The organism is Shewanella sp. 10N.7, assembly GCF_020806285.1.
In the GTDB taxonomy this organism is placed as follows: domain Bacteria; phylum Pseudomonadota; class Gammaproteobacteria; order Enterobacterales; family Shewanellaceae; genus Shewanella; species Shewanella electrodiphila.
Window position 1 is genome coordinate 121,719 of record NZ_JAJGZS010000009.1, and the last position, 22,922, is coordinate 144,640.

A 22,922-nucleotide genomic window follows, 5' to 3' on the forward strand; every position below is an offset into this window, starting at 1 on the left:
TTTATTCACCGATTTAGCTTATTTCTTGACTTGTGACGTTTATCTATTCAAAATGAACCCGTTTTGTGAATATATTGTATTCATTTTAATTATTACTATAAGACGAAAAAAATATGCCAGCGACCAAGAATCAGGATGAACTCGTTAGAACGTTTAAGTCGATACTAAAGGAAGAGCGCTTTGGTAGCCAAAGTGAGATAGTTAACGCGCTGCAAGCAGAAGGTTTTGGCAATATCAACCAGTCAAAAGTTTCACGTATGCTGAGCAAATTCGGGGCCGTACGTACTCGAAATGCTAAACAAGAAATGGTGTACTGTTTACCTGCAGAATTAGGTGTTCCTACCGCAGGTAGCCCAGTAAAAAACCTCGTCCTCGACGTTGACCATAACCAAGCAATGATTGTGGTTCGCACCAGCCCTGGCGCTGCACAGTTGATCGCTCGCTTATTGGACTCAATAGGTAAGCCTGAGGGGATTTTAGGAACGATTGCTGGAGATGACACCATTTTCATTTGTCCAGCTAGCATCAAGACTATTGACGATACACTGGAAACGGTTAAGTCACTGTTTAATTACAGCGAGTAATTAAACGATATCGGCGAACTAACCGATGTAAGACAGGAAGTTAGCCAATAAAAAAGCAATGCCATCGCATTGCTTTTTTTGTGTCTATTAGTTAACAACTAAGCAGGTTAGTCATTAGCAAACTGAGCTAAGAAATCTAATGAAGGGGCGAAAAAAGATGAGCCCGTCAATGCTTTAGTGAATTGCATTAAATGATCATGGTTACCATGGCCATCACCGTGCACCATACTACGAAGCATTTCTTCAAAATGAGTTGGCTTGCTACAGGTCGAGATAAACATTAACCCTTGCTCTCTTAATGAGCCAAACGGCATGCTTTGACGTAGGATTTCCATTGACTTACCATCAGCGTCTTTTAAGTTAACGCGTTTAATATGGCTGGTTAATGGCTTATCTTCAGAAGCATATTCAATATCATCTTGCTTTGTTCGGCCGATAATATCTTCTTGTTTCTTCTGTGGTAGGCGATTCCACTTACTTAAATTATGAGCATATTTTTGCACATGCACATAACTGCCGCCTTTAAATTGATTATCTTCATCAGCGACTAGCGCAACTTCTTGGCGACTACGCCCTTTCGGGTTTTCAGTGCCGTCAACAAAGCCTGTTAAATCACGGCTATCCATGAAACGGAAACCACGTTCTTCTTCAATTAGCTCAACCAAACCTTCAAACATTTGGCTAATTTCATTGGCAACTAAATGCAAAATATCATAACGATCACAGCGGATATGCATGAATAAATCGTACTCAATGGCAGGAGCATCACGATTTCCCTCTTGCATCGCTGGGAATGGACGCAATTGAGCTGGACGCTGTTCACCATAAATAGTGTCCCAATAGTTAGCACCAATAGCGACAAAACCATTAAAGGCACTGTCTGCATATTGATCTGATAACTCGTAAATATATTGGGCTACATTGGCTAAACAAGGACGCAGTTGAGCTTCAACGCCGTCATTTGCATTAAACATCAAGTAGACGCTATGCAAATTTCCTTCAGCACAAACTCCTAACTGTTCGCGAGGCATATTCTGTGTTTCCATGTTGGAATCAACCACCTTTGACAATAATAAGATGCTAATATTGTAAGGTAGTTGAGCAATTTATTCCTTATGCTCTATACGATAATTAACCAATTTAGACTTAGGTCACTAAAATATCACTAAAGGGTGTGCCGATATGGATAAATTCACTTTCTGACCAAGCTTCAATGCAGTTAATTGACTTCTCACTTCGAGCGTTTGTAACCCTACTTTAACCCAATAATGACAAATTGTACCCAGAAAACGCCTTTCGACAATTTCACCATGCCCTTGAGATGCTGGTTGTAAATCAATTTGTTGCGGTCGTAGTAGTAATTCACCTTGGCTATTAAGCGCCAGATTTAACGTTTTAGTACTCTCAATTAACCCTAAAACCGAAGAGACCTGTGTTGGGCTTTTAACCGTAACAGTTAAATAGTTGCCCTCGCCTAAAAACTCAGCCACATAACGCTCAATAGGTTCAGCATATAGCTCTTCAGCTAACCCATGCTGAACAATGCCGCCTTCTTTAAATAAAGCTAACTTATCAGCAAATACAAATGCTTCATCTTTACTGTGAGTAACAAATACTGCGCTAACGTTACGCTGTTTAAGGATTTGCCTAATTTCTAACATCATTTCGCTACGTACTTGCGAATCAATATTTGAAAAAGGCTCATCGAGTAATAGCAGTTCTGGCTGATAAGCCAGCGCGCGGGCAATCGACACTCGTTGTTGCTGGCCACCCGATAATTCATGAGGGTATCGCTGACCTAACCCTTCAAGTTTAACCAGTTGCAACATATCTTCTAGGCGTTCACTGCGTTCTTTTACAGTTAAGTCTTTTACTCCAAAAAGAATATTGTCGCTCACGGTTAAGTGGGGGAATAACGCATAGTCTTGAAATATCATTCCAATGCCGCGATTTTCACTCGGGACAAACACACCTTCAGCACTTAGCGACTGACCATTGATAGCAATACTGCCTTCACTAATGGCTTGCAGTCCGGCAATCGCGCGAAGCAATGTCGTTTTACCGCAACCACTTGGGCCTAAAAGAGCCACGATTTCACCTTGTTCTAAAGTCAGATTTAATCCTTTGAGAATAACCTGTCCTTGGTAGTCACTTTTTACATTTTGAATGGTCAATGTGGACATATCAGCTCTCTTGCTCCAATGAACGGTTTAGGTAAATCAACGGGATAAGCCCAACAATTACAATCACAATAGCAGCTAAAGCACCATGTTCGAGTTGCTCATCTGAAACGAATTGAAAAACATGGGTCGCAAGGTTTTCAAATCCAATAGGACGTAGTAATAATGCCGCAGGAAGTTCTTTCATGCTTTCGATAAAGACCAGTAACGCGCCAGCAAATATACCTTTACGCAGTAGAGGTAAGTGCACGCGCCATAATAACTGTCGTGGCTTTTGCCCCATGGTAATACTGGCCATATCTAATGAAGGCGATATGCGTTTATAGCTGTTTTCAATACTCCCGATTGAAATCGCCACAAAGCGAACACAGAAAGCAAAAATCAACGCAAACACACTGCCGGTAAATAGCAGGCCTGGTCCACGGGCATCAAAATAGTCATAAATATCATTAATCGCGAAATCAAGATAGGTTAATGGCACTAACACACCGATAGCTAATACGGTGCCAGGGATCGCGTAACCTGTGCTGCTTAACCGAGAAGGTAAAATGTCACTTTTACGCGGGCTCACTCGCCTAATAAACATCATCAGTAAGGCTAAAACAACGCAGATAAAGCTCACAACAGCGGCAATGTATAAGCTATTAAAACTGTATTGCCAAAAACGACTGTTCCAGCTTTCATCGAAATAGTCGATGGCATAACCCGCAAGCACCATAAATGGCAGTAAAAAAGCCAACACAATAAGTAAACTGCAATAGCCAAAAGACACCCAAGCTTTAACGCCTTTAAGGTGATAGCGATCAGACTCAGTTAACCTTGATTGTTTTTGGAATAACTCTTGTTTACGACGGGCAAAACGCTCAAAACCCACCATAGCGAATATGACCAATAGCATGATTGCTGATAATTTTGCTGCCGCTGAAAGGCTGCCATATCCTAGCCAAGTATCGTATACAGCTGTGGTAAGTGTTGGCACAGCAAAGTAGCTTACAGTGGCAAAATCAGCAGCCGTTTCCATAGCAACTAATGCCATGCCAACGGCTAGCGCAGGTCTTGCCATCGGTAAACCTAATCGCCAGAAACTTTGCCAAGGACTACAGCCCATAATACGTGAGGCGTGCAATAAGCTTGAAGATTGCTCCATAAAAGCGGTGCGAGCCAGCAAATAGATATACGGGAATAACACCAATGACAGCATGATAGCTGCACCAGTTAAAGTACGAATATCAGGGAAATAGTAATCTTGGGGGGAGGTCCAGCCAAACACTTGCCTTAACATGCGCTGCACGGGGCCTGCATAGTCAAGCATGTCGGTATAAACATACGCAACAATATAAGCGGGCATTGCTAGGGGCAGTAATAATGCCCATTGAAAATATCGACGAGCAGGAAAGTCACACCTCGCCACTAACCAAGCAGCAGGAACAGCAATGACTAAAGAACCGAGACAAACCTGCAACATGAGCAACAGGCTGTTACTGATATAGGTTGGAAGTACGGTATCAATTAAATGACTAAAAACAGCTTCGTCAGGGAATGTTGCTTGTACTAAAAGTGCAAAAAGCGGCAATATTAATATTACCGCAATCGCATAACCAGCGAGCGACCAGCTTCTGGTTAAGCCTAAGATCATAAATACTTTCCAGTCAGTGCCGCATGATTATCATGCGGCGTAATAAAGCATCCTTACAGATCAAATTTTACTTCATCAAGTAGCTTCACTGCTGCTTGATGGTTTTCTGCTAGCTTAAAGATTGGAAGACTATCAGCTTTGAAGTCACCCCAAGAGGCTACCATGTCAGAAGGCTTCACATCCGCTTTAACCGGATACTCCATATTCACTTCTGCGTAAGATTTTTGAGCTACATCAGACGATAAAAACTCCATTAATTTTATCGCATTATCTTTGTTTGGTGCAAACTTAGCGAGTGCCATACCTGAAACATTGATGTGAGAACCACGGTTTTGCTGATTTGGGAAATTGATATATACCGCTTCAGCCCAGCTCTTTTGCTTAGGATCTGACATCATTTTACCGAAGTAGTAGCTGTTACCGATAGCAATATCACATAAACCTTCTTTCACCGCTTTAACTTGTGCTCGGTCATTTCCTTGTGGCTTACGCGCTAAATTGGCTTTAACACCTTCAAGCCAAGTTTTAGTTTCAGCTTCGCCGTGATGAGCGATCATTGATGCAACTAATGCGATGTTATAAGGGTGTTTGAAGCTACGCGTACAAATTTTTCCTCTGTACTCTTCAGAGGCTAAATCTTCATAACTTAGATCAAGCTTACCGACACGGTCTTTAGAAGAATAAACATTACGAACACGCATAGTCAGCGCATACCAGTCATTTTCTGGTGAGCGATATTGCTCAGGAATATTATTGTTAAGCGTGTCACTGTTAACATCAACAACTAAGTCTTTTTCGACCAATTCCATAAGGCGCGAAAAATCAGAGGTGAGTACAACGTCAGCAGGAGAAAGACGACCTTCACGAGCAATACGCTCTGCAATACCATCTTTAGCGAATACGACATTGACGTTAATGCCTGTATCCTGGGTGAATTTTTCTAAAATCGGCTCAACAAGAAAAGCTTGTCGGTATGAATAAACAGTAAGATCTTCAGCTGCTGTAGCAGTCATTGATCCCATTGATGACACAGTAGCTAAACCTAACAATGCTAGACTTTTAAACGACTTCATTCCAAATTCTCCTTGGCGTTGCATAACTCACTTCACCTTGTCACAAATATATATGTAACAAAATAGTGAGTGATTGCTTATGGAAATGATAATAATTATCAGTTGCGAAAGGATAATAGATCGCTGCTAAAGGAGCAAGTGTTGTTTATGAATCCATCTTTGAATACCAAGGGGATTTATGTATTTATAAGCAATAAATCATATCCCAAGAGCTGCATAAATTAGATTTCATACAGCTTGCTCAAGGCAGGTTACCAATATTTCTCAACGGTGATTTGGCCAGGGGCTCGACGTAAGTTCTTCACTAAACCTTTTTCAATTAATGCTGTTTGCGCATCGGTAATCATTCCAGGATTGCCACAAATCATCACCTGAGAATTATCTTGATTAAGCGCAACTCCAGCTGTCTGTTCAAGAATACCGCTTTGTAATCCATCAGGAATTCGACATGACAAACCACCGCTATATGCTTCGCGGGTGACTAACGGAATAAATATGAATTGGGTTGGGTATTTAGCTTTTAATGCTTCTAACTGTGGTAAATAGGCTAAGTCTTCAATCAAGCGAACACCATACACTAGCACCACTTTATCAAATCGCTGCCAAGGTTCTGCTGTTTCCATCATAGAAATAAATGGCCCAACAGCTGTACCTGTCGCTAAAAACCATAGATGCGGCCCTTGTAAGGCGCCGGTGGGAATTTCATCTAAAGTCATAAAGCCAGCCGCCTTGGTGCTCACTTCAATTGTGTCACCAATACTCAGTGCTTGAAGATCTGGGGAAAGCTGTCCGTCTTCTACAGCAACAGCCAACACTTCGATATAGTCTTTCCCTGGTGGGTTGACCACTGAATAGGCACGCGCAATACGTTTCTCATCACGAATTTGACTCAGCTTGATAAACTGTCCTGCAATAAATGGTTCTACATCTGCTTTGATGCGTAGCGAGAATAACTTCTCATTCCATTCAATACGTTCAATGACGGTACCCGTTGTCCACATAAGCTATTCCTTGAATCTTAGATGAAGAAATCGATTGTATTCATTCAACTTGCGGCGGTGCTGTATTTTGTTTAAAGGTTTCAAGCCCTGCCTGAATTAAACTATAGGTTTGTTCGACCCCTGCTGCAATGTCACCTTCAAGTACTTTCAAACCCGATAATATCTCGGTTGCCTCTTTAAAGCCTTGATCGATAGCACCAGAAATTTTGTCCATAAAAGTATCTAATTGTTCAGAAAACTCCATTTGACTATTCTGCTGCTGGTGCACCGAAAAGAAATTGGTCGCAAAACTGACTATACGCTCTGCCGTCGCTTCTGGCGAATAATCAACATCGGTTTCTGCTGCTTTTTGTATCGCGTTTTCACCCATTGTAGGTTCAAGCTCAATATTTATCGCATCAATTGCAGCGCGATATAGCAATGCCATCGATTGATCGCCCGCTGCAATACTGACCTTTTCTTGTGCCGCTAAAATACTGCTATTTTTCAACTCGCGGCTTATTTCACTCACTGAAGGTTTTTTTATTTCAGTAGTCTCAGTTATTGGCTTTGAATTCAATTTGTCCGCCGCCTGTTCAGGCGGTGATTGACGATTCGATTTAGCATTCATTTGCGTCGGATTATATAACTCCATCACCAGCTCCAATTAACGATTAATTACATTTCAGGTTAGCTTATTTTATCGGCAACATAATTAAAAACTTAAGCTTTTAGCTTTAATCGGTAAACCATTTTCACGAAGAAAACTGAGCCACGAATATCTGAAGATGAAAATGAGGCTAGAACAATGGGTTAGCTTCATCCATAATCAATTAAGTCAAAAAGTAAACAATATTACGAATAGCATTCAGCTTAAACGATGCTAAGTTTTGTCACGGTTATCCATTGAACATTTTTAAGGAACAAAAATGCAACCACATTGGTTTATTGTCGGATTAGAGATATTTACTGGGTTATTTTTAGCCTGTATTGCTTTCGGTGTTATCGCGGTTATTTATATGTATATCGTCGATAAAGTACAAACAAAACAGGCGATTCGACATAACTACCCCGTAATTGGCCGCTTTCGATATTTATTCGAGAAACAGGGTGAGTTTTTTAGACAATATTTCTTTGCTCAAGATCGTGAAGAGCTGCCATTTAACCGTGCAGAGCGCAGCTGGATATATCGTGCTGCTAAAAATATTGATCGCACCATTTCATTCGGTTCAACCCAAACACATGACAAGACTGGAACTGTGATGTTTTTGAATGCTGCATTTCCCAAGTATGACTCAGATGAACATACAGACAATATTCTTACCATTGGCGCTGAATGTAAGATCCCCTACCAAACATCCACAATTTGTCATATTTCGGCCATGAGTTTTGGTGCTTTATCACGTCCCGCAGTGACGGCACTGTCCCATGGCGCAGCGCAAGCAGGTTGCTGGCTCAATACTGGAGAAGGTGGATTAAGTGAACATCACTTAAAGGGTCATTGTGATTTAGTGTTTCAAATTGGCACAGCCAAATACGGTGTTCGAGATGAAAATGGCAAACTGGATGACAAAAAGCTAACTGCTATAGCAGCCCACGATAATGTAAAAATGTTTGAAATAAAATTAAGCCAAGGTGCTAAACCGGGCAAGGGCGGTATTTTACCAGGGGTAAAAGTTACCAAAGAAATTGCAGACATTCGAGGTATACCTGTAGGACAAGACTCTATTAGCCCAAATGGCCATGCAGAGTTTAATAGTGTCGCCGATATCATTGATATGATTTGCCACATTCGCAATGTAACCGGTAAGCCTACTGGTATTAAAGCGGTATTAGGTGACGAGCAATGGCTCAATGATTTATGTGCTGAAATTAACCGCCGTGGAATAGAGCATGCACCTGACTTTTTCACCTTAGATAGTGCTGAAGGTGGTACTGGCGCGGCGCCACAAGCCTTAATGGATCATGTTGGTTTGCCCATAAAAGAAAGCTTACCGATAGTGATTAATTTATTTAGACAGAAAGGCTTAAAGCAACGGATAAAAGTCATTGCCAGTGGCAAGATGGTACTGCCTTCTCAGGTGGCATGGGCACTAGCAACAGGCGCCGACTTTATCGCTTCAGCAAGGGGTAATATGTTTGCACTCGGTTGCATACAAGCATTGCAATGTAATAAGGATACCTGCCCTACTGGGATCACCACTCATAATAAACACCTGCAACAAGGGTTAGATCCCCATAATAAATCAGCAAGAGTGGCTAACTATAATCGCTCTTTGCATCATGATTTAAAAATTATTGCCCACTCTTGTGGGGTCAGTGAGCCTAGGCAGTTAACTCGCCAGCATGCAAGAATCGTTACAGAAAGTGGCATTTCTATCTCCCTAGATAAGTTTTATCAACAGTATTAGTTTTATTAAAAGACATAAAATGACGCTTTAGCAAAAACTACTAGACTTATTGCTAATATATTGACAACGAATATCTTTGGACTATTGTTAATTTAGGTGTAAAATTGTGATGTAGAGCACATTCCTAGGGACTTATTTTTGAAATCAGAAAACTCAATAATGACGGCTAACAGAACGAATAAAGCAATTTCGTTAACTTGTAGCAACTGCGAAAAGCTATCTGAAATTGAAGGCGAGAAAATCTGTTTCGAACAAGGACAAATCACCAGATTAACGGAAGATGCCAACCCAAATTCAATGATTAAGATGGTCTGTCATAGCTGGTCTAAAAACAGATAGTTTAAAACAGATAGTTTAAAACAGATAGTTTAAAACAGATAGTTTCAAAACAGATAGTCTAAAAAATAGTCTTTTAAGCTAATTAGAGACAATTTCAGCAATAAAAAAGCAATCCTAAGGATTGCTTTTTTTATGTGAATTTCATTTTTACATCTTTAAATAAGCCCGTTAGCTCCTGAGGCTTATCGACAGAAGTTTATACCAAAATATCTGCCGCGCTATCATCCGCTTTCAATAAACTATCTTCGCTATCGTTATCATTTATTTTTGCGAGTGTTAGTCCACGGGTAGTCACAATCAAACCTGCGCATAATTCATCATAGACAGACTGCAATTCATCTTGATTCATTTCTCGCTTTTCCAGCGTCGCCATAATCGCAAACCAATCCGTGGTCACTTTATGTTGTGTACCCTCTAAGGCTGCTATTAAAGAAATGTTTTGCACTAACGACCTCCATTTTTAGGCTTAATTACCTGATAATTTCCTATTTACCTAAACGATCTCAATCCTTTCCAGGCAATTAAAGCTAATTATACACAAAAACTGCACTATCAAAGAGAGAAAACGTCTACAAGCTGCACATCAAAGTGTGATTGTTTGCTCATTTTGAATTCGCCACAGTTTTGCATAGACGCCATTTTGTAGTAAAAGCTGTTGATGGGTGCCTTGTTCTGCGATTTTCCCTTGGCTTAACACGACAATTTTATCAGCATCAATAATAGTAGATAGTCGGTGCGCAACAACTAAACTTGTATGGCCTTTTTCTGCGACTTTAAGCGCTGTTAAAATAGCCTGTTCAGACTTGCTGTCTAAGGATGAAGTCGCTTCATCAAACACTAAGATAGGGGCAGATTTTAAAATCGCGCGAGCAATAGAGACTCGTTGTTTTTCACCACCAGACAGCTTCAAACCTCGCTCACCCACTTTGGTTTGCCATTGATTTGGCAGCGACTCAATAAAGTCGCTCAAATTAGCTAATTTTACCGCTTCTTTTAATTCTTCATCACTCGCTGAAGGTCTACCATATAAAATATTATTATAAATCGTGTCGTTAAATAGCACGGTATCTTGCGGCACTATCGCAATCGATTGACGTAGTGCTTGCTGAGTCAGTTGTTTAATGTCTTTTCCATCAATCGTTACCGAGCCACTATCAACATCATAAAAACGAAATAACAGTTTAATTAATGTTGATTTACCCGCACCACTTTCACCGACTACCGCCACTTTTTGACCTGCAGGAACGGTAAAACTTACCTCATTGAGAATCGGTCTTTCATCATAATTAAAACAAATATTATTGAAACGCAGCTCGCCTTTTGTTGGCACCACTTCAGACGCACCTGCAGTATCTTGAATACTCGGGACTTTATCTAATAAACCAAACATACGTTCAATATTGGCTAATGCGCCGCGGATCTCTCGATAAACAAAACCTAAAAAATTAAGTGGAATGAATAGCTGCATCATAAAAGCGTTAATTAATACGAAATCACCCAAGGTCATATTGCCCGCGGTCACTTCAGACGCTGCAAGCCACATCATCGAGGTCATTGCCACTGCGATAATTAAGGCTTGTCCTGCATTTAATGCAAATAATGACAGCCTATTTTTACGTTTAGCGACTTCCCATTGATCTAACGCCGAATCATAACGTTCAGATTCATAGCGTTCATTATTAAAGTATTTAACCGTTTCATAATTCAATAAACTATCTACCGCACGAGTATTTGATAAAGAGTCTGCATTAGCGGCATCTCGAACAAAACCCGTTCGCCATTCTGTCGCCACAATGGAATAACCAATATAGGCCACTACAGCAATCAAGGTTATGAGCGCAAAACCAATACCATAATTGAAAAAGAAAATAATGATCACTAAAGTGATTTCTAATAACGTCGGCACGATATTGAACACCATAAAGCGCATTAGAAAGCTAATACCACTGGTGCCGCGCTCAATATCACGAGATAAACCACCTGTTCTGCGATCTAAGTGAAAATCGAGATCCAGCCTGTGTAGGTGTTCGAATACAGCTAAACCCAAGCGTCGAATAGCACGTTCAGTCACGCGGCCAAAAAGCGTATCCCTTATTTCACCTATAATGACATTCAAAAATCGCACTGAGCCATAGGCAATAACAAGTGCGACTGGCACCGCAACAATTGCTGCTGTTTTCTGGCCATCTAAACTATCAACTAAGTCTTTTAAAATGAAAGGAAGCCCAACGCTGGCAAGTTTAGCAATCACCAGACACAACATAGCTAAAAATATACGCCCTTTAAATTCAAATAGGTAAGGCCATAATAATCTCACCACTTTCCAGTTTAGCTTGCCTACTGGTCCATCAAAATACGCTGACGGTCTCATTTACTTCCACCCATAAATACTTGCGCTTCAAAAATACATTGGCCTACATTCATCACATCAACAATAAGTTAACACTTTTTGCTTGAGGTAAGTTCTATTTAATATCAATAAACAGTGAGAATCCTTAGTGTTGTTCAACATGAATGTAAGCGTATTATATTGAAAAATTGACCACCGAATAATACTTTAGACTTACCAATGTTGCGAATTGGTAGTATAAAGGGATGGTTTATATAAAATATTTCATTAAATAAGCAATTATTCTCGTGTTTCTAGTTCAGCAACTAAAAAGAATTTGATACTCTTTAATGGATACTTTTTGGCGATTTATACTGGCCATTAACATTTTTTCCCAGTTCAAAGGAAGTAACATGTTAGACGCAGCAAAAGTTCAGCACCCACCATTACAATTAATACAAACATGGGTATGGATGATGATCGAATCAGGTAACCCTGAGCTTCAAGATAAAGGAAGAAACAATCTTATTTCGGCATTTGGAAGCCTAGCTAAAGCCAATGAGTATTTAGCAAACACCAACAAATAAATAAGGCGCTGAATAGCGCCTTATTTATTGAGCTTTGATTTACTCAAGAGCTTGATGATGAGTGATTAATGGCACATTAACCGTTAACCACGTCTTTTGATGACGCTTTCGCTAAGTGTTGCCAGCAATTTCTCTGTATCGCTCCAACCAATACAAGCATCTGTAATACTTTGGCCATAACAAAGCTCTTTGCCCACAACAAGATCTTGTCGGCCTTCTTCAATATTACTCTCAACCATCACACCAAAAATATTGTGATTACCAGAACCAATTTGTCCCGCAACATCTTCAGCAACGAGCATTTGCTTGTTAAAGTCTTTACTGCTGTTGGCGTGGCTAAAGTCGATCATGATATTGGTTGGTAGTTTCGCTTTTTCTAATTGGGCTTCAATTTCAGTGACGTGTGATTCGCTGTAATTTGGTGCTTTACCGCCGCGCAAAATGATGTGGCAATCAGGATTGCCTTTCGTTGATACAATCGCTGAGTGACCAAACTTTGTCACTGATAGAAAATGATGCGGTGCACTTGCTGCGCCAATCGCATCAATAGCGACTTTAATGGTGCCGTCGGTACCATTTTTAAAACCAACTGGGCTCGATAAGCCTGACGCGAGCTCGCGGTGAACTTGTGATTCAGTTGTACGTGCGCCAATAGCGCCCCAGCACATCATGTCAGCAACATATTGCGGTGTAATCATATCGAGGAATTCACCCGCAGTAGGAATACCAGACTCATTCAAATCAACCAGTAGTTTACGCGCAGTTCTCAAGCCATCATTAAGCTTAAAACTGTTATCCATATATGGATCGTTGATTAAGCCTTTCCAGCCTACTGTTGTACGCGGTTTTTCAAAATAAACACGCATTACGATTTCAAGTTGGTCTTTGTACTTGTCGCGAAGTGCAATTAAACGCTTACCATAGTCTAAAGCAGCAACAGGATCGTGAATAGAACATGGGCCAATAACCACAAGTAAACGATCATCTTGGCGATTCAGAATTCGGTGAATACCATCACGCGCATTAAACACGGTTGCTGATGCCGTTTCTGACGCCGGAAATCGCTCTAAAATAGCAATAGGAGGCAATAGTTCTTTTATCTCGTCAATTCTAACGTCATCATTTTGGTAATACATAGTTGATACAGCTCCAGCAAACAGATTATTTACGCCAAATTTAACAGTTGGCAGTAAAGCATAACGAACAGCTTTATAATTCAAACAGTACCATACAATAATTCACTCAATCTATGATTTTATCTATTTTATGAGTATAAATCACTGTTAATAAATAACTTTAAATTTAACATTACAAAATATTCAATAAATTCATTTATTTCGGTTAACTCTGCCTGTAGCCGCACTTGTATTTCAGCCATAAGCACAGCGCATAAAAAACTATTTTCAGTGGTAACTGAAAATAGTTTTAATAACCGCGGCTGCTATGTATCAGCCAATAGCACTAATTAAGCGATGAAACTTAATAAGAATAATGCTTAATGTTTAATGTTTAATGTTTAATGCCGTAACATTGCTTGCAGTTTTCCTTTGTATCTATGCTGACTGGTCTCATCAAGGCTCAAGTCGATTGCTTTTTCCATATTTTTTTTCGCTCTTCTTTGGTCACCTGTCGCCCAATAAGCCCGCGATAACCCAAAATAGAACTCATGACGATAATCAGCTCTATCCACTGCACGCTTATACCAAACTAACGCCTCTTGATACTGCTTTTCAAAGTAGGCTTGTTGAGCCATATCGAAGTAATAAAATGGGTTGTTAATCCGTGCTATCTCAAGCACTTTATGTACTTGCTGCCATTCTTCTAATCTATCTTGTTCCCCAAGAATAATGGCTAAATTATATAAAGTGGTAATATTTTTAGGCTCTAACTGCAATACATGACGATAAGCTTTTTCGGCTAACTCATCCATGCCTTTATGACGATAAATCACGGCCAGCGTATTAATGCTATTAACATAATAGGGATCGAGTTCAATTGCTCTTTTAGCAAGCGCATAAGCTAAGTCATAGTCATTTTTCACTAAGGCTTCTGCAGCAACATTATTAAAATACATCCCAGCTAAGGTCTGTTTATTGATTTGCTTCACTCTGTAAGCTCTTATTGAACGTTCAGGTAAAAAGTCCACTAATATTTCAGAACCTCTCATGCTATATGTATTGGGCTGATCCACATGAAGTAACTTCATGTTGACGTGACCATTAACTAAATAAAAGCCCCCTCGCCTGTCCCATATTGGCTCGACATCTATATCTTGAAACTTAACAGGCACACCTAGTACATCAGCAATAGCAGTAGATAAAACCACTAGTGACATACAATTCCCAGCACGTTCCTCAGCCGTTATACTCGCCATTCTGGTGAAATGGTCACGATATTCGAACCCACCATTTTGCGCATCAATGTATTCAGCTAACCATTTATTAACAGGAACTTTAGTCCCGGTAATACCACCTGAACGCGCATAGTCTCTTCTTATCTCTATTTTCAGTTTTTCAGGCAGTGCAAATATGGCATCAGTATCTGGAATCGTGACAGCCGTGAACTCACTATCATTGAATAAAGAACTGACATTAGGTGTTTTTTTAGTTGGGCTCGTGCTGCTACAGCCTGAGATTACGGAGAATATAAAACAGAAAACGATAAAATAAACACAATAAATCAGCAACCTAGTAGGTACTAAGATACCGCCATAAATAAATTTCTCACTTTCATCTTTTTGTAACATTTTTATGCTCCAGCAAACGCCTTTACTAAGCATAGATGCAAGTACAAAAAATGAGACACTTAAACGTTACAAAACTTATCAAGCCATCAAGTATGGCGCATGACTTCCACGGTAAATTTGACTAAGACTTATGTGCTATGGCTATAAATATGTCTATGACTATATGACTATGACAATGAGCTAGGAGCTGTGAGCTGTGAGCCATTCAAGTCACAACTGTATCTGATGTTAGCAGTGTGAGTGATATAAGCGATGCAATGAGTTAACACCGTTAGCGCTATTTTTAGGGCACTGTCAGTGATGCTCTGGTCAGTAATAGCGGAGTTTATCCAACTCCTCGCCAGCTATGTAATGAGGTAAAAATTCCGCTTTATTCAGAATATAATAAGAGGCTTTTTGAGCCTTGTACTTAAGCTTTGTTGTTCGTTAAGGTTTTTGTGACGGCTTTCGTGGAACTTGCTGCGAGCTTGGCTCATCAATTTGAATATATAGTTCTTGGTCTTGATAAGAATAAGGACGATAAGCATTGCCTGAGCAGCTGAAATAGCGATATGGTACGGCAATTGGCAAACAACCAACAGGTAAGGCCTGTAAAATTTGGATCTGTTGCTGCATACGTAACATTTCTTGCCATTGATGATCTTGTTGTACTTGATCTCTAACGGCAAAAGCATCAAAAGGTTCAGAGGCTTTGCGCACCACGACTTTACCTGCATAAACAGGTGAAACTGACACACTCAATAGCATAGCAGTGATACTCATCATGACGACCAGCTTCATTCGCGTGTTCATAATTCGTATGTTCATAGTGTGACCTTTTAAGGCTTATCTTATTTTCAGTATAACAAAAAAAGCAGAGCTAAATAGCTCTGCTTTTCTAACCTCACTCCAATTTAAATCAAAATTTAACTAGCTGATTTAATTGAAACAAACTCTGGGTAGGCATCTACACCACAATCTGATGCATCCATACCGTTATACTCTTCTTCTTCGGTTACACGGATGCCTACAGTCGCTTTAAGGACAAACCATACTGCGAATGAAGCCGCGAATACCCAAGCAAAGATAACTGCTGCGCCGTATAGCTGAGCACCAAAGTTCGCATCAGCATTTGACAGTGGAACTAACATTAAGCCTAAGAAACCACATACACCGTGAACAGAAATCGCACCGACTGGGTCATCAATTTTGATACGGTCAAAACCAACAATCGAGAAAATAACAACACCACCAGCGACAATACCTGTAACAGCTGCCATCAATAATGATGGTGATAATGGGTCAGCAGTAATAGCAACAAGACCAGCTAATGCACCATTTAATATCATGGTTAAATCTGCTTTACCCCAAACAATCTTACAAACAATTAACGCTGACACTGCGCCAAATGCTGCTGCTGAGTTAGTGTTAACGAAGATTTTAGCGACTGCTGAAGCATTTTCTGCATCAGAAACCAATAACTGAGAACCACCATTAAATCCAAACCAGCCCATCCATAGAATAAACATACCTAAGGTTGCCATTGGCAAATTCGAACCAGGAATTGGGTTTACTGAACCGTTTGCACCGTATTTACCTTTACGCGCTCCTAGTAGTAATACACCGGCAATAGCTGCAGCTGCACCCGCCATATGAACAATACCACTACCAGCGAAGTCAACGAAACCTGCAGCAGATAAGAAACCGCCACCCCAAGTCCAGTAACCTTCAATTGGGTAAATAACGGCTGTCAGTACCACAGAGAAAAGTAGGAAAGACCAAAGCTTCATACGTTCAGCAACTGCGCCAGAGACAATTGACATAGCAGTTGCTACGAATACCACTTGGAAAAAGAAGTCAGACTCAAGCGCATGGTCAGCACCATCTGCTTGTGAACCAATTAGCGAACCAAATGATGGCAACCAACCCGCTTCAACATTATCGACATACATGATGTTGTAACCGACTAACAGGTACATCACACACGCAATTGAATATAAACATACGTTTTTAGTTAAAATTTCTGTGGTATTTTTTGAGCGAACTAAACCTGCTTCAAGCATGGCAAAACCTGCTGCCATCCACATAACTAATGCACCTGAGATTAGAAAGTAAAACGTATCTAATGCGAAACGTAACTCAGTGACTGTCGTTCCTAACGCTGCTAACTCTTCCATTTCAGCCCCCTTATAGTGCTTCGTTATCAAGCTCACCCGTACGGATACGGACTGCCTGTTCAAGATCAGTTACGAAAATTTTGCCATCACCAATCTTGCCGGTATGGGCAGCTGTAGTAATTGCTTCAAGTAATACTTCTAAATTTTCTGCTTTAGTGGCAATTTCTAATTTCACTTTAGGAAGAAAATCAACTTGATATTCTGCGCCACGATAAAGTTCAGTGTGCCCTTTTTGACGACCAAAACCTTTTACTTCAGTTACAGTCATTCCTTCAATGCCCATTCCAGCAATTGCTTCTCGGACATCATCTAATTTAAATGGCTTGATGATAGCGCTGACGAGTTTCATCTCGACCTCCAAAAGTGTGATTGTTATATATTTGTTTCCAATTACAATTCAATCATCAGGCCAAACTTATAAGCTCATGTTTTTAAAAGGATATGATAAAAACAATAATATTTATAACGACAAAAACGCACCAACAGAGTGCAGCTCCATTTCAGTGCGCACAAGATTAGCGCAGAGAATTGAGTGCGATGGATTTACTTAAACTTGGTTAAATTGACGAGTTTAGTGGGAGTTTTAAAAGCCAGAATAAGGCGAATGATTAGCGGAAAATAAAAGCGTTAATAAAAGTACCCATAGAATAATAAAGCAATAAATATAAGTGGGTAAAAGATGAGACGGTATAAATATAGTTGGCCCCAATGGCACAAAAAAAGGCCCTCAATTGAGGACCTTTTATCAAATACCTGAGTTAGGTATTTCACTCTTTTCGGTCAAATATAACAATCTAATTCTGTTAATCTAATGACTGATTGTAAAGGTTACAGATTACCTGTTGAAGTGTCTTCAACAGTATCAACAGCCTCTACTGACTCTGTACGTTCTTCAGCCAATAAATCAGCTAATAAACTGTCTACTTGAGTTTTATCTACCGCATCAGTTTCTGTCGCTTCTTCAGCTGTCACAATAACTTCATCAGCTTCAGCTGCAATATCAGCCTCTAAGCTCGTACCTAAATCAGCTAATAATGCTTCCTGGTCATCAGCTACTTCTTCTAAGCCAGCTTCAAACTCTGACGTGGCTTCAGATTGTGCAGCTTCATCTAATTGAGCCAATGCGGTTTCAGCATCAACTAAATTATCAAGCTCTGACACGTCTTCAGCTTCTACAACCTCTTCAACGACAACATCTTTAACTGCTGGTACAGATGCTTCATTTTGAGATGCAGGCTGATTGAATTGAGCCATTAAGTCTTCTGCTAATTCAGGCTTCATAACTACTGCACCTACTGCAGCAGCTAACACAACACCAGCAACAACAAATTTAGTAGAACCTGACTTTTTCTCTTGCGCTTTTTCTGCCGCAGCTTTAGCTGCTAATTGCGCTTGAGGATTAGGCTGAGGCTTAATTTCAAGTTTAGATTTTGGCTTTGAAGCAGCTTCAGTATCATTGCTTTGTACTGGTGCTGGTGTTGCAGCAGTACGTTGCTCTTGCGGCGCAGCAGCTTTAGGTTCTGCTTTTAAAACAGGCTCATTCGTTTGAATGTCTGCTTGCAAGTTGTCTCTGATGTCAGAAATTGGTTCAGGTTTAACTTCTGGTTTAATCTCAGTTTTGACTTGAGGAGCGTCAACAGCAACATTCGTAATCGGCTCAGCCATTACGTTAACATTACTCACTTTTGCAGCCTGTGCTATCGGCGCCTCTGCAATAGGCGCTTCAGCCTTTGGGGAGGCGTATGCTGGCTCTTCGATAAATGGAGCGTTATATGAAGCAACAGGTTGTTCATCTGCCGCTAATTCAGGTAAAACGCCTTGCTCAGGGCCTTTAGTTCTAGCACCTAAGAATTGACCACCATCATAAATTTCCATTTTATGACTTGAAACATCACCTTCAACTACACCAGAGCTTACGATGACGAGACTGTTACAGTGTAAAGAACCTTTAAACACACCACAAACTCGTAATTCTTGACAGTAAAGCTCACCGTCAATTTCGCCACCTACTTCAATTTTAACTTGGTCTGTTGAACGAATAACACCTTTGACTTGACCAGCAATCAAAGCAGGCCCTTTTACTGTCATTTCCCCATCCAGTGAAGTTTCGGGACCAATAAAAGTCACCCCGTTTCCTTTGTTATTCATACCCAGCAGTATCCTTTTTATTATAAATTTTCGACTTATAGTAAACCAACTAAATTAAAACAACAAATAACATTGCATTTACATGTCATTCACTTTAAAACGCGGCTTATTTAGCTAATTCATTAATAACTTCAGTGTTTCTAAAATATATGTAATAATCCGCTTCGCTAACATAAGCAAACTATTGTTAAGGACTTCAATAGTTGGTTGTATTCAACAAGGACGTAAGATGATTTTATCGGATATATTCTTAGGCGATATTCCTGAGCCTCTGACTAAACAGCTCTGTCAAATTACTGAGCTACTCAAATGTAATACTATCAGCCATGATCCTCTCGACTTTCATTGGCAACAAGCTGATCAGCACAAAAAAATCCTTCTGCATTTTGTTGATGATCCTAAGCAACATATCCCAAATCTATCTGCAGAACTTATCTCTGAAGGCAAACACCTTGCTTTTTGCACTGCATTTAACTCAGATACTGAAACCTTACTAATCGCCAATGGTTTTCACGGTGGTTTGGCAGTGTCAGCTTCTATTATCGAAATCATCGAAGCATTAAAAAATATAGATAACAATAAACTCTATTTTAGCCATGATGCTATGTCGCACTATATTCAATCCCGTAAGCGCCAACCTATCACCCAACGCCAGACAGAGTTACTTTCATTAACCACTAAAAAAGAACAGCAAGTGTTGTCGTTAGTGTGCCAAGGCTTATCTAACGAGCAAATTGCTGCCAATTTAAGTATCTCAATCAATACCGTTAAAATGCACATTCAGAATATTTTCAAAAAAACCAATGTTTCAAGCCGAGGCCAGCTGTCTTATGTTTTCACTCAGGTATAAACACTATTTCGATAATTGAGAATGAAATCACACTATAAGCTAATTTAATTGCTGATATACTTTGCTATATGGAATGACTTTTTGGCTAATGAGTAGCAATAGCGTGACAACCAATTTATTACAGTTATATCGCGCTAAAATAGTGCAATCTAAATCAAGCTCTCGGGACTCAACCCACGATGTTCTGATTGATGATCCCGCTCAAGAGCAAGCGCTCACGGCACTAAACCAGTTGTTCATGCAACTTAATAATCAACAAACGATAACCTCTCCTTCAACTAAGTCCTCCAAAAGCCAATACGCCGCACCGTTAGGTGTGTATCTGTGGGGAGATGTCGGCCGAGGCAAAACCTTCTTGATGGATTTGTTTTACAATAATCTGAGCACTGAGCGTAAACTCAGATTACACTTTCATCGGTTTATGGCTGCTGTTCACCATCAACTTAATAGCAGTAAAGGAATTAACGACCCTCTAGTTCATATTGCACATCTATACGCTGACCAATATCAGGTTATTTGCTTTGATGAGTTCTTTGTTTCAGATATTGGTGATGCCATTATTCTCGGCCGTCTATTCGAGCATTTATTTAATCAAGGCGTCATTTTAGTCGCTACATCTAATATTGAAATTAATCGACTTTATGAAGGTGGGCTACAAAGAGAGCGTTTTTTACCTTTTATTAAACTATTAATTAAGCAAGTTAATCAGGTAGAACTTAACGGCTTGATTGATCACCGTATTAACCAAGCCCCTGCCGCACCACTGTTAGAACAAATTACATTGCCTCTTACGATGGAGCCCCAAGAATTTATTCAATTAGCTGGGAAATACTATCCCCATGAAGCAGCTGTTTGTATTAACAATGACAACATCATCATTTGTAATCGTCCAATTCCTTTTAAAGCCCGAGTAAATAAACTTATTTGGTTTAACTTTGCTGCGCTATGTGACGGACCTCGCTCTCAATTAGATTACATAGAAATTGCCAGTCAATTTGAACATGTCGTAATTGATGAAATACCGCAACTAGGTGGAGAAGTTAGGTCTTGGATTAAAGCCAGAGGCACTGAAGATGCAGCTATTGGCACAAAGACAGGTGAACGTCAGCTAAATTACGCCACCAATGATGATCCAGCAAGGCGGTTTATTAGTTTAGTCGATGAGTTTTATGACCAAAAAGTATCACTGACAGTCTGCTCCTGCTTCAATATCAATGAGCTATACACTGGTGGTGCATTGTCTTTTGAATTTAGAAGAACCATCAGTCGTTTAATAGAAATGAAGCGGTGGATTTAACACGTTGAGATGTTGGTAAAAAAAACCAATCAGTTATAAGGCTGGATTCAAGCTCAGAATCAGTTAATGCTAACTGCCAAGTACTAAGCACCAAGTACCAAGCACCAAGCACCAAGCACCAAGCACCAAGTACCATGTATGGGAGCCTTATCTTATTGAACGGTATGTTTCATCACGTCACTAAAGCGGCGCATAAAGTTTTCAAATGCTTCATTATCAGGGTAGTCAAATTGATATTTATTATGAAAGTAAATATTAAGCGAAGTTCGGCCATCACTTAGGGTAATGGTATAGCCGTCATAACCCGTTTCTGCGTGCAAGCCACAAAGGTGATAGGTAGAGTTATAGCCAGCGTCACTTGCCTGCTTTTCACCAAATTCAGTTATTTTATTAAACACTTTCAGTGCTTGATAAATATCTATGGCATTTTTCATAGAAAGACTCCTGACTAGATACTGCAATTACAACAATAATAATCGGTTAAATAAGCAATACTTAATTTACGCATTTAGCGCTGAAAAAGATCACCTACTTATTCATTCATTTAGTCTAGGCGAGTGATAAAATAGAACAGTGATAAAGCTCGGAAAATCGTCAACGGAATGGCCAGATAATGTATCAATTTGCTTCAGCGCTCGTGGTGATGTAGTGCTTTTACTTGGTACATTTCTTTATCTGCTAGTTCTAAATACTGAATAACATCAAGTTCTTGTTTCGCCTTTCGAGAAGCAAACCCGACACTATAAGCAAGCTCAAATGGCTCATTACTTGTAGCATTATGCATTTTAAGTGCACGCTTAAAGCGCTCTAATGCAAATGTCACATGACCATCATTACATTCGCAAAATAATACCAAAAATTCATCACCACCAAAGCGAGCAATAACATCAGAGTCTCTGAACTCTTGGGTCAATAAATTTGCAAAGCTTTTTAGTGCCCTATCTCCAGCATCATGGCCATGAGAATCATTAATTTCTTTAAAAAAGTCCAAATCAAAAAAGACTAAGCAACTGCCTACGTTATTTCTATCCCACGTCGCCATGGCTTGGTTTGCCAAAACTTCGAAACCACGGCGATTAGAAATCCCGGTCAATTCATCTAAGGTTGTTTGCTGAATAGACACTAACTCTGACACAACCATTTCAGCTAAATCTTTAAGTGCGACTTGATCTTCTTCGCCAAACTCACGAGGTTTATCATCAATGATACATAAAGTGCCCACTCGCATACCGTTAGGCATGGTTAAGGGGTGGCCAGTATAAAAGCGAATATGCGGCGCTTGTGTTACAAGAGGGTTATCACTAAATCGGGGATCAGCTGAGGCATCATTAATCACAAATGGCCCATCATGATGTATAGCATGACCACAAAATGAAATATCACGTGGGGTTTCAGTAGCAACAAGGCCTTGACACGATTTAAACCATTGACGATTTTCATCAACTAAGCTCACTAAACATATAGAGACTGAAAATAACCGTTTAGCTAATCGAGTAATACGATCAAAGCGCTCTTCTGCTGCTGTATCTAATACATTTAGATTCCGCAGGGTTTGTAAGCGCGCTTCTTCATTGTCGCGTATCGGTGCAGTTAACATGTTTCCAGC

Annotated in this window: 22 protein-coding genes; 6 read left to right on the plus strand and 16 right to left on the minus strand. The window is 40.0% G+C overall.

The features are described 5' to 3' along the window. Positions 1-113 precede the first annotated feature (113 nt). Positions 114-584 (plus strand): transcriptional regulator ArgR, encoded by a 471-nt coding sequence (argR, locus tag LMH66_RS07885; protein WP_102528260.1) that lies wholly within the window; start codon positions 114-116, stop codon positions 582-584. 107 nt (positions 585-691) lie between these two features. Here argR and LMH66_RS07890 read toward each other — a convergent pair whose 3' ends face one another. The 6 genes from LMH66_RS07890 to LMH66_RS07915 all read right to left on the minus strand — a co-directional run bounded on the left by LMH66_RS07890 (position 692) and on the right by LMH66_RS07915 (position 7,108). Continuing rightward, positions 692-1,630 (minus strand): Dyp-type peroxidase, encoded by a 939-nt coding sequence (locus LMH66_RS07890; RefSeq protein WP_229369178.1) that lies wholly within the window; start codon positions 1,628-1,630, stop codon positions 692-694. A 108-nt stretch (positions 1,631-1,738) separates the two neighbouring features. Further along, positions 1,739-2,767, minus strand: coding sequence for an ABC transporter ATP-binding protein (locus LMH66_RS07895; RefSeq protein WP_229369179.1), 1,029 nt, complete (start codon positions 2,765-2,767; stop codon positions 1,739-1,741). A 1-nt stretch (position 2,768) separates the two neighbouring features. Further along, on the minus strand, positions 2,769-4,400 hold the full coding sequence (locus LMH66_RS07900; RefSeq protein ID WP_102528257.1) for an ABC transporter permease: 1,632 nt from the start codon (positions 4,398-4,400) through the stop codon (positions 2,769-2,771). A gap of 53 nt (positions 4,401-4,453) precedes the next feature. Next, entirely contained in the window at positions 4,454-5,473 is a 1,020-nt protein-coding gene (locus LMH66_RS07905; RefSeq protein WP_229369180.1) for a Fe(3+) ABC transporter substrate-binding protein, read from the minus strand. 251 nt (positions 5,474-5,724) lie between these two features. Beyond that, entirely contained in the window at positions 5,725-6,474 is a 750-nt protein-coding gene (locus LMH66_RS07910; RefSeq protein WP_102528255.1) for a ferredoxin--NADP reductase, read from the minus strand. A gap of 40 nt (positions 6,475-6,514) precedes the next feature. Continuing rightward, positions 6,515-7,108, minus strand: coding sequence for a DUF5610 domain-containing protein (locus LMH66_RS07915; protein WP_229369181.1), 594 nt, complete (start codon positions 7,106-7,108; stop codon positions 6,515-6,517). A gap of 274 nt (positions 7,109-7,382) precedes the next feature. On the opposite strand from LMH66_RS07915, the gene LMH66_RS07920 reads away from it, so the two are divergent. Further along, positions 7,383-8,864: an FMN-binding glutamate synthase family protein gene (locus LMH66_RS07920; protein WP_229369182.1), complete on the plus strand. Its 1,482-nt coding sequence runs from the start codon at positions 7,383-7,385 to the stop codon at positions 8,862-8,864. A gap of 138 nt (positions 8,865-9,002) precedes the next feature. Next, positions 9,003-9,203 carry a hypothetical protein gene (locus LMH66_RS07925; protein ID WP_229369183.1) on the plus strand — a complete coding sequence of 67 codons (201 nt, stop codon included), beginning with the start codon at positions 9,003-9,005 and terminating at the stop codon, positions 9,201-9,203. Between the two features lie 196 nt (positions 9,204-9,399). Here the strand turns inward: LMH66_RS07925 and LMH66_RS07930 are convergent, their stop codons facing one another. Then, positions 9,400-9,648 (minus strand): hypothetical protein, encoded by a 249-nt coding sequence (locus LMH66_RS07930; protein WP_102528251.1) that lies wholly within the window; start codon positions 9,646-9,648, stop codon positions 9,400-9,402. 138 nt (positions 9,649-9,786) lie between these two features. Next, positions 9,787-11,574, minus strand: a complete 1,788-nt coding sequence (locus tag LMH66_RS07935) for an ABCB family ABC transporter ATP-binding protein/permease (protein WP_229369184.1) — start codon at positions 11,572-11,574, stop codon at positions 9,787-9,789. Between the two features lie 371 nt (positions 11,575-11,945). Between LMH66_RS07935 and LMH66_RS07940 the strand changes: the two genes are divergently transcribed. Further along, positions 11,946-12,119 carry a hypothetical protein gene (locus LMH66_RS07940; RefSeq protein WP_102528249.1) on the plus strand — a complete coding sequence of 58 codons (174 nt, stop codon included), beginning with the start codon at positions 11,946-11,948 and terminating at the stop codon, positions 12,117-12,119. A gap of 83 nt (positions 12,120-12,202) precedes the next feature. Here LMH66_RS07940 and aroG read toward each other — a convergent pair whose 3' ends face one another. The 6 genes from aroG to LMH66_RS07970 all read right to left on the minus strand — a co-directional run bounded on the left by aroG (position 12,203) and on the right by LMH66_RS07970 (position 19,169). Continuing rightward, positions 12,203-13,255, minus strand: a complete 1,053-nt coding sequence (gene aroG, locus LMH66_RS07945; protein ID WP_102528313.1) for a 3-deoxy-7-phosphoheptulonate synthase AroG — start codon at positions 13,253-13,255, stop codon at positions 12,203-12,205. A gap of 380 nt (positions 13,256-13,635) precedes the next feature. Beyond that, positions 13,636-14,865: a tetratricopeptide repeat protein gene (locus LMH66_RS07950; protein WP_229369185.1), complete on the minus strand. Its 1,230-nt coding sequence runs from the start codon at positions 14,863-14,865 to the stop codon at positions 13,636-13,638. Positions 14,866-15,291: 426 nt separating this feature from the next. Continuing rightward, positions 15,292-15,672, minus strand: a complete 381-nt coding sequence (locus LMH66_RS07955; RefSeq protein ID WP_229369186.1) for a hypothetical protein — start codon at positions 15,670-15,672, stop codon at positions 15,292-15,294. 98 nt (positions 15,673-15,770) lie between these two features. Then, a complete protein-coding gene (locus LMH66_RS07960) occupies positions 15,771-17,021 on the minus strand; it encodes an ammonium transporter (RefSeq protein WP_229369187.1) in 1,251 nt (416 codons plus the stop codon). A 10-nt stretch (positions 17,022-17,031) separates the two neighbouring features. Continuing rightward, positions 17,032-17,370, minus strand: coding sequence for a P-II family nitrogen regulator (locus LMH66_RS07965; protein WP_102528246.1), 339 nt, complete (start codon positions 17,368-17,370; stop codon positions 17,032-17,034). 479 nt (positions 17,371-17,849) lie between these two features. After that, complete coding sequence (locus LMH66_RS07970; RefSeq protein ID WP_229369188.1) at positions 17,850-19,169, minus strand: polymer-forming cytoskeletal protein; 1,320 nt, start codon at positions 19,167-19,169, stop codon at positions 17,850-17,852. Between the two features lie 229 nt (positions 19,170-19,398). Between LMH66_RS07970 and LMH66_RS07975 the strand changes: the two genes are divergently transcribed. Continuing rightward, positions 19,399-20,019 carry a helix-turn-helix transcriptional regulator gene (locus LMH66_RS07975; protein ID WP_102528244.1) on the plus strand — a complete coding sequence of 207 codons (621 nt, stop codon included), beginning with the start codon at positions 19,399-19,401 and terminating at the stop codon, positions 20,017-20,019. Positions 20,020-20,107: 88 nt separating this feature from the next. Next, a complete protein-coding gene (zapE, locus tag LMH66_RS07980; RefSeq protein ID WP_229369189.1) occupies positions 20,108-21,316 on the plus strand; it encodes a cell division protein ZapE in 1,209 nt (402 codons plus the stop codon). 152 nt (positions 21,317-21,468) lie between these two features. On the opposite strand, the gene LMH66_RS07985 is transcribed toward zapE, so the two are convergent. Further along, the gene (locus tag LMH66_RS07985) at positions 21,469-21,750 is read right to left on the minus strand and encodes a DUF3081 family protein (RefSeq protein WP_102528242.1); all 282 of its coding nucleotides are present in this window, start codon (positions 21,748-21,750) and stop codon (positions 21,469-21,471) included. Positions 21,751-21,944: 194 nt separating this feature from the next. Continuing rightward, positions 21,945-22,913 carry a sensor domain-containing diguanylate cyclase gene (locus tag LMH66_RS07990; RefSeq protein ID WP_102528241.1) on the minus strand — a complete coding sequence of 323 codons (969 nt, stop codon included), beginning with the start codon at positions 22,911-22,913 and terminating at the stop codon, positions 21,945-21,947. Positions 22,914-22,922: the final 9 nt, after the last annotated feature.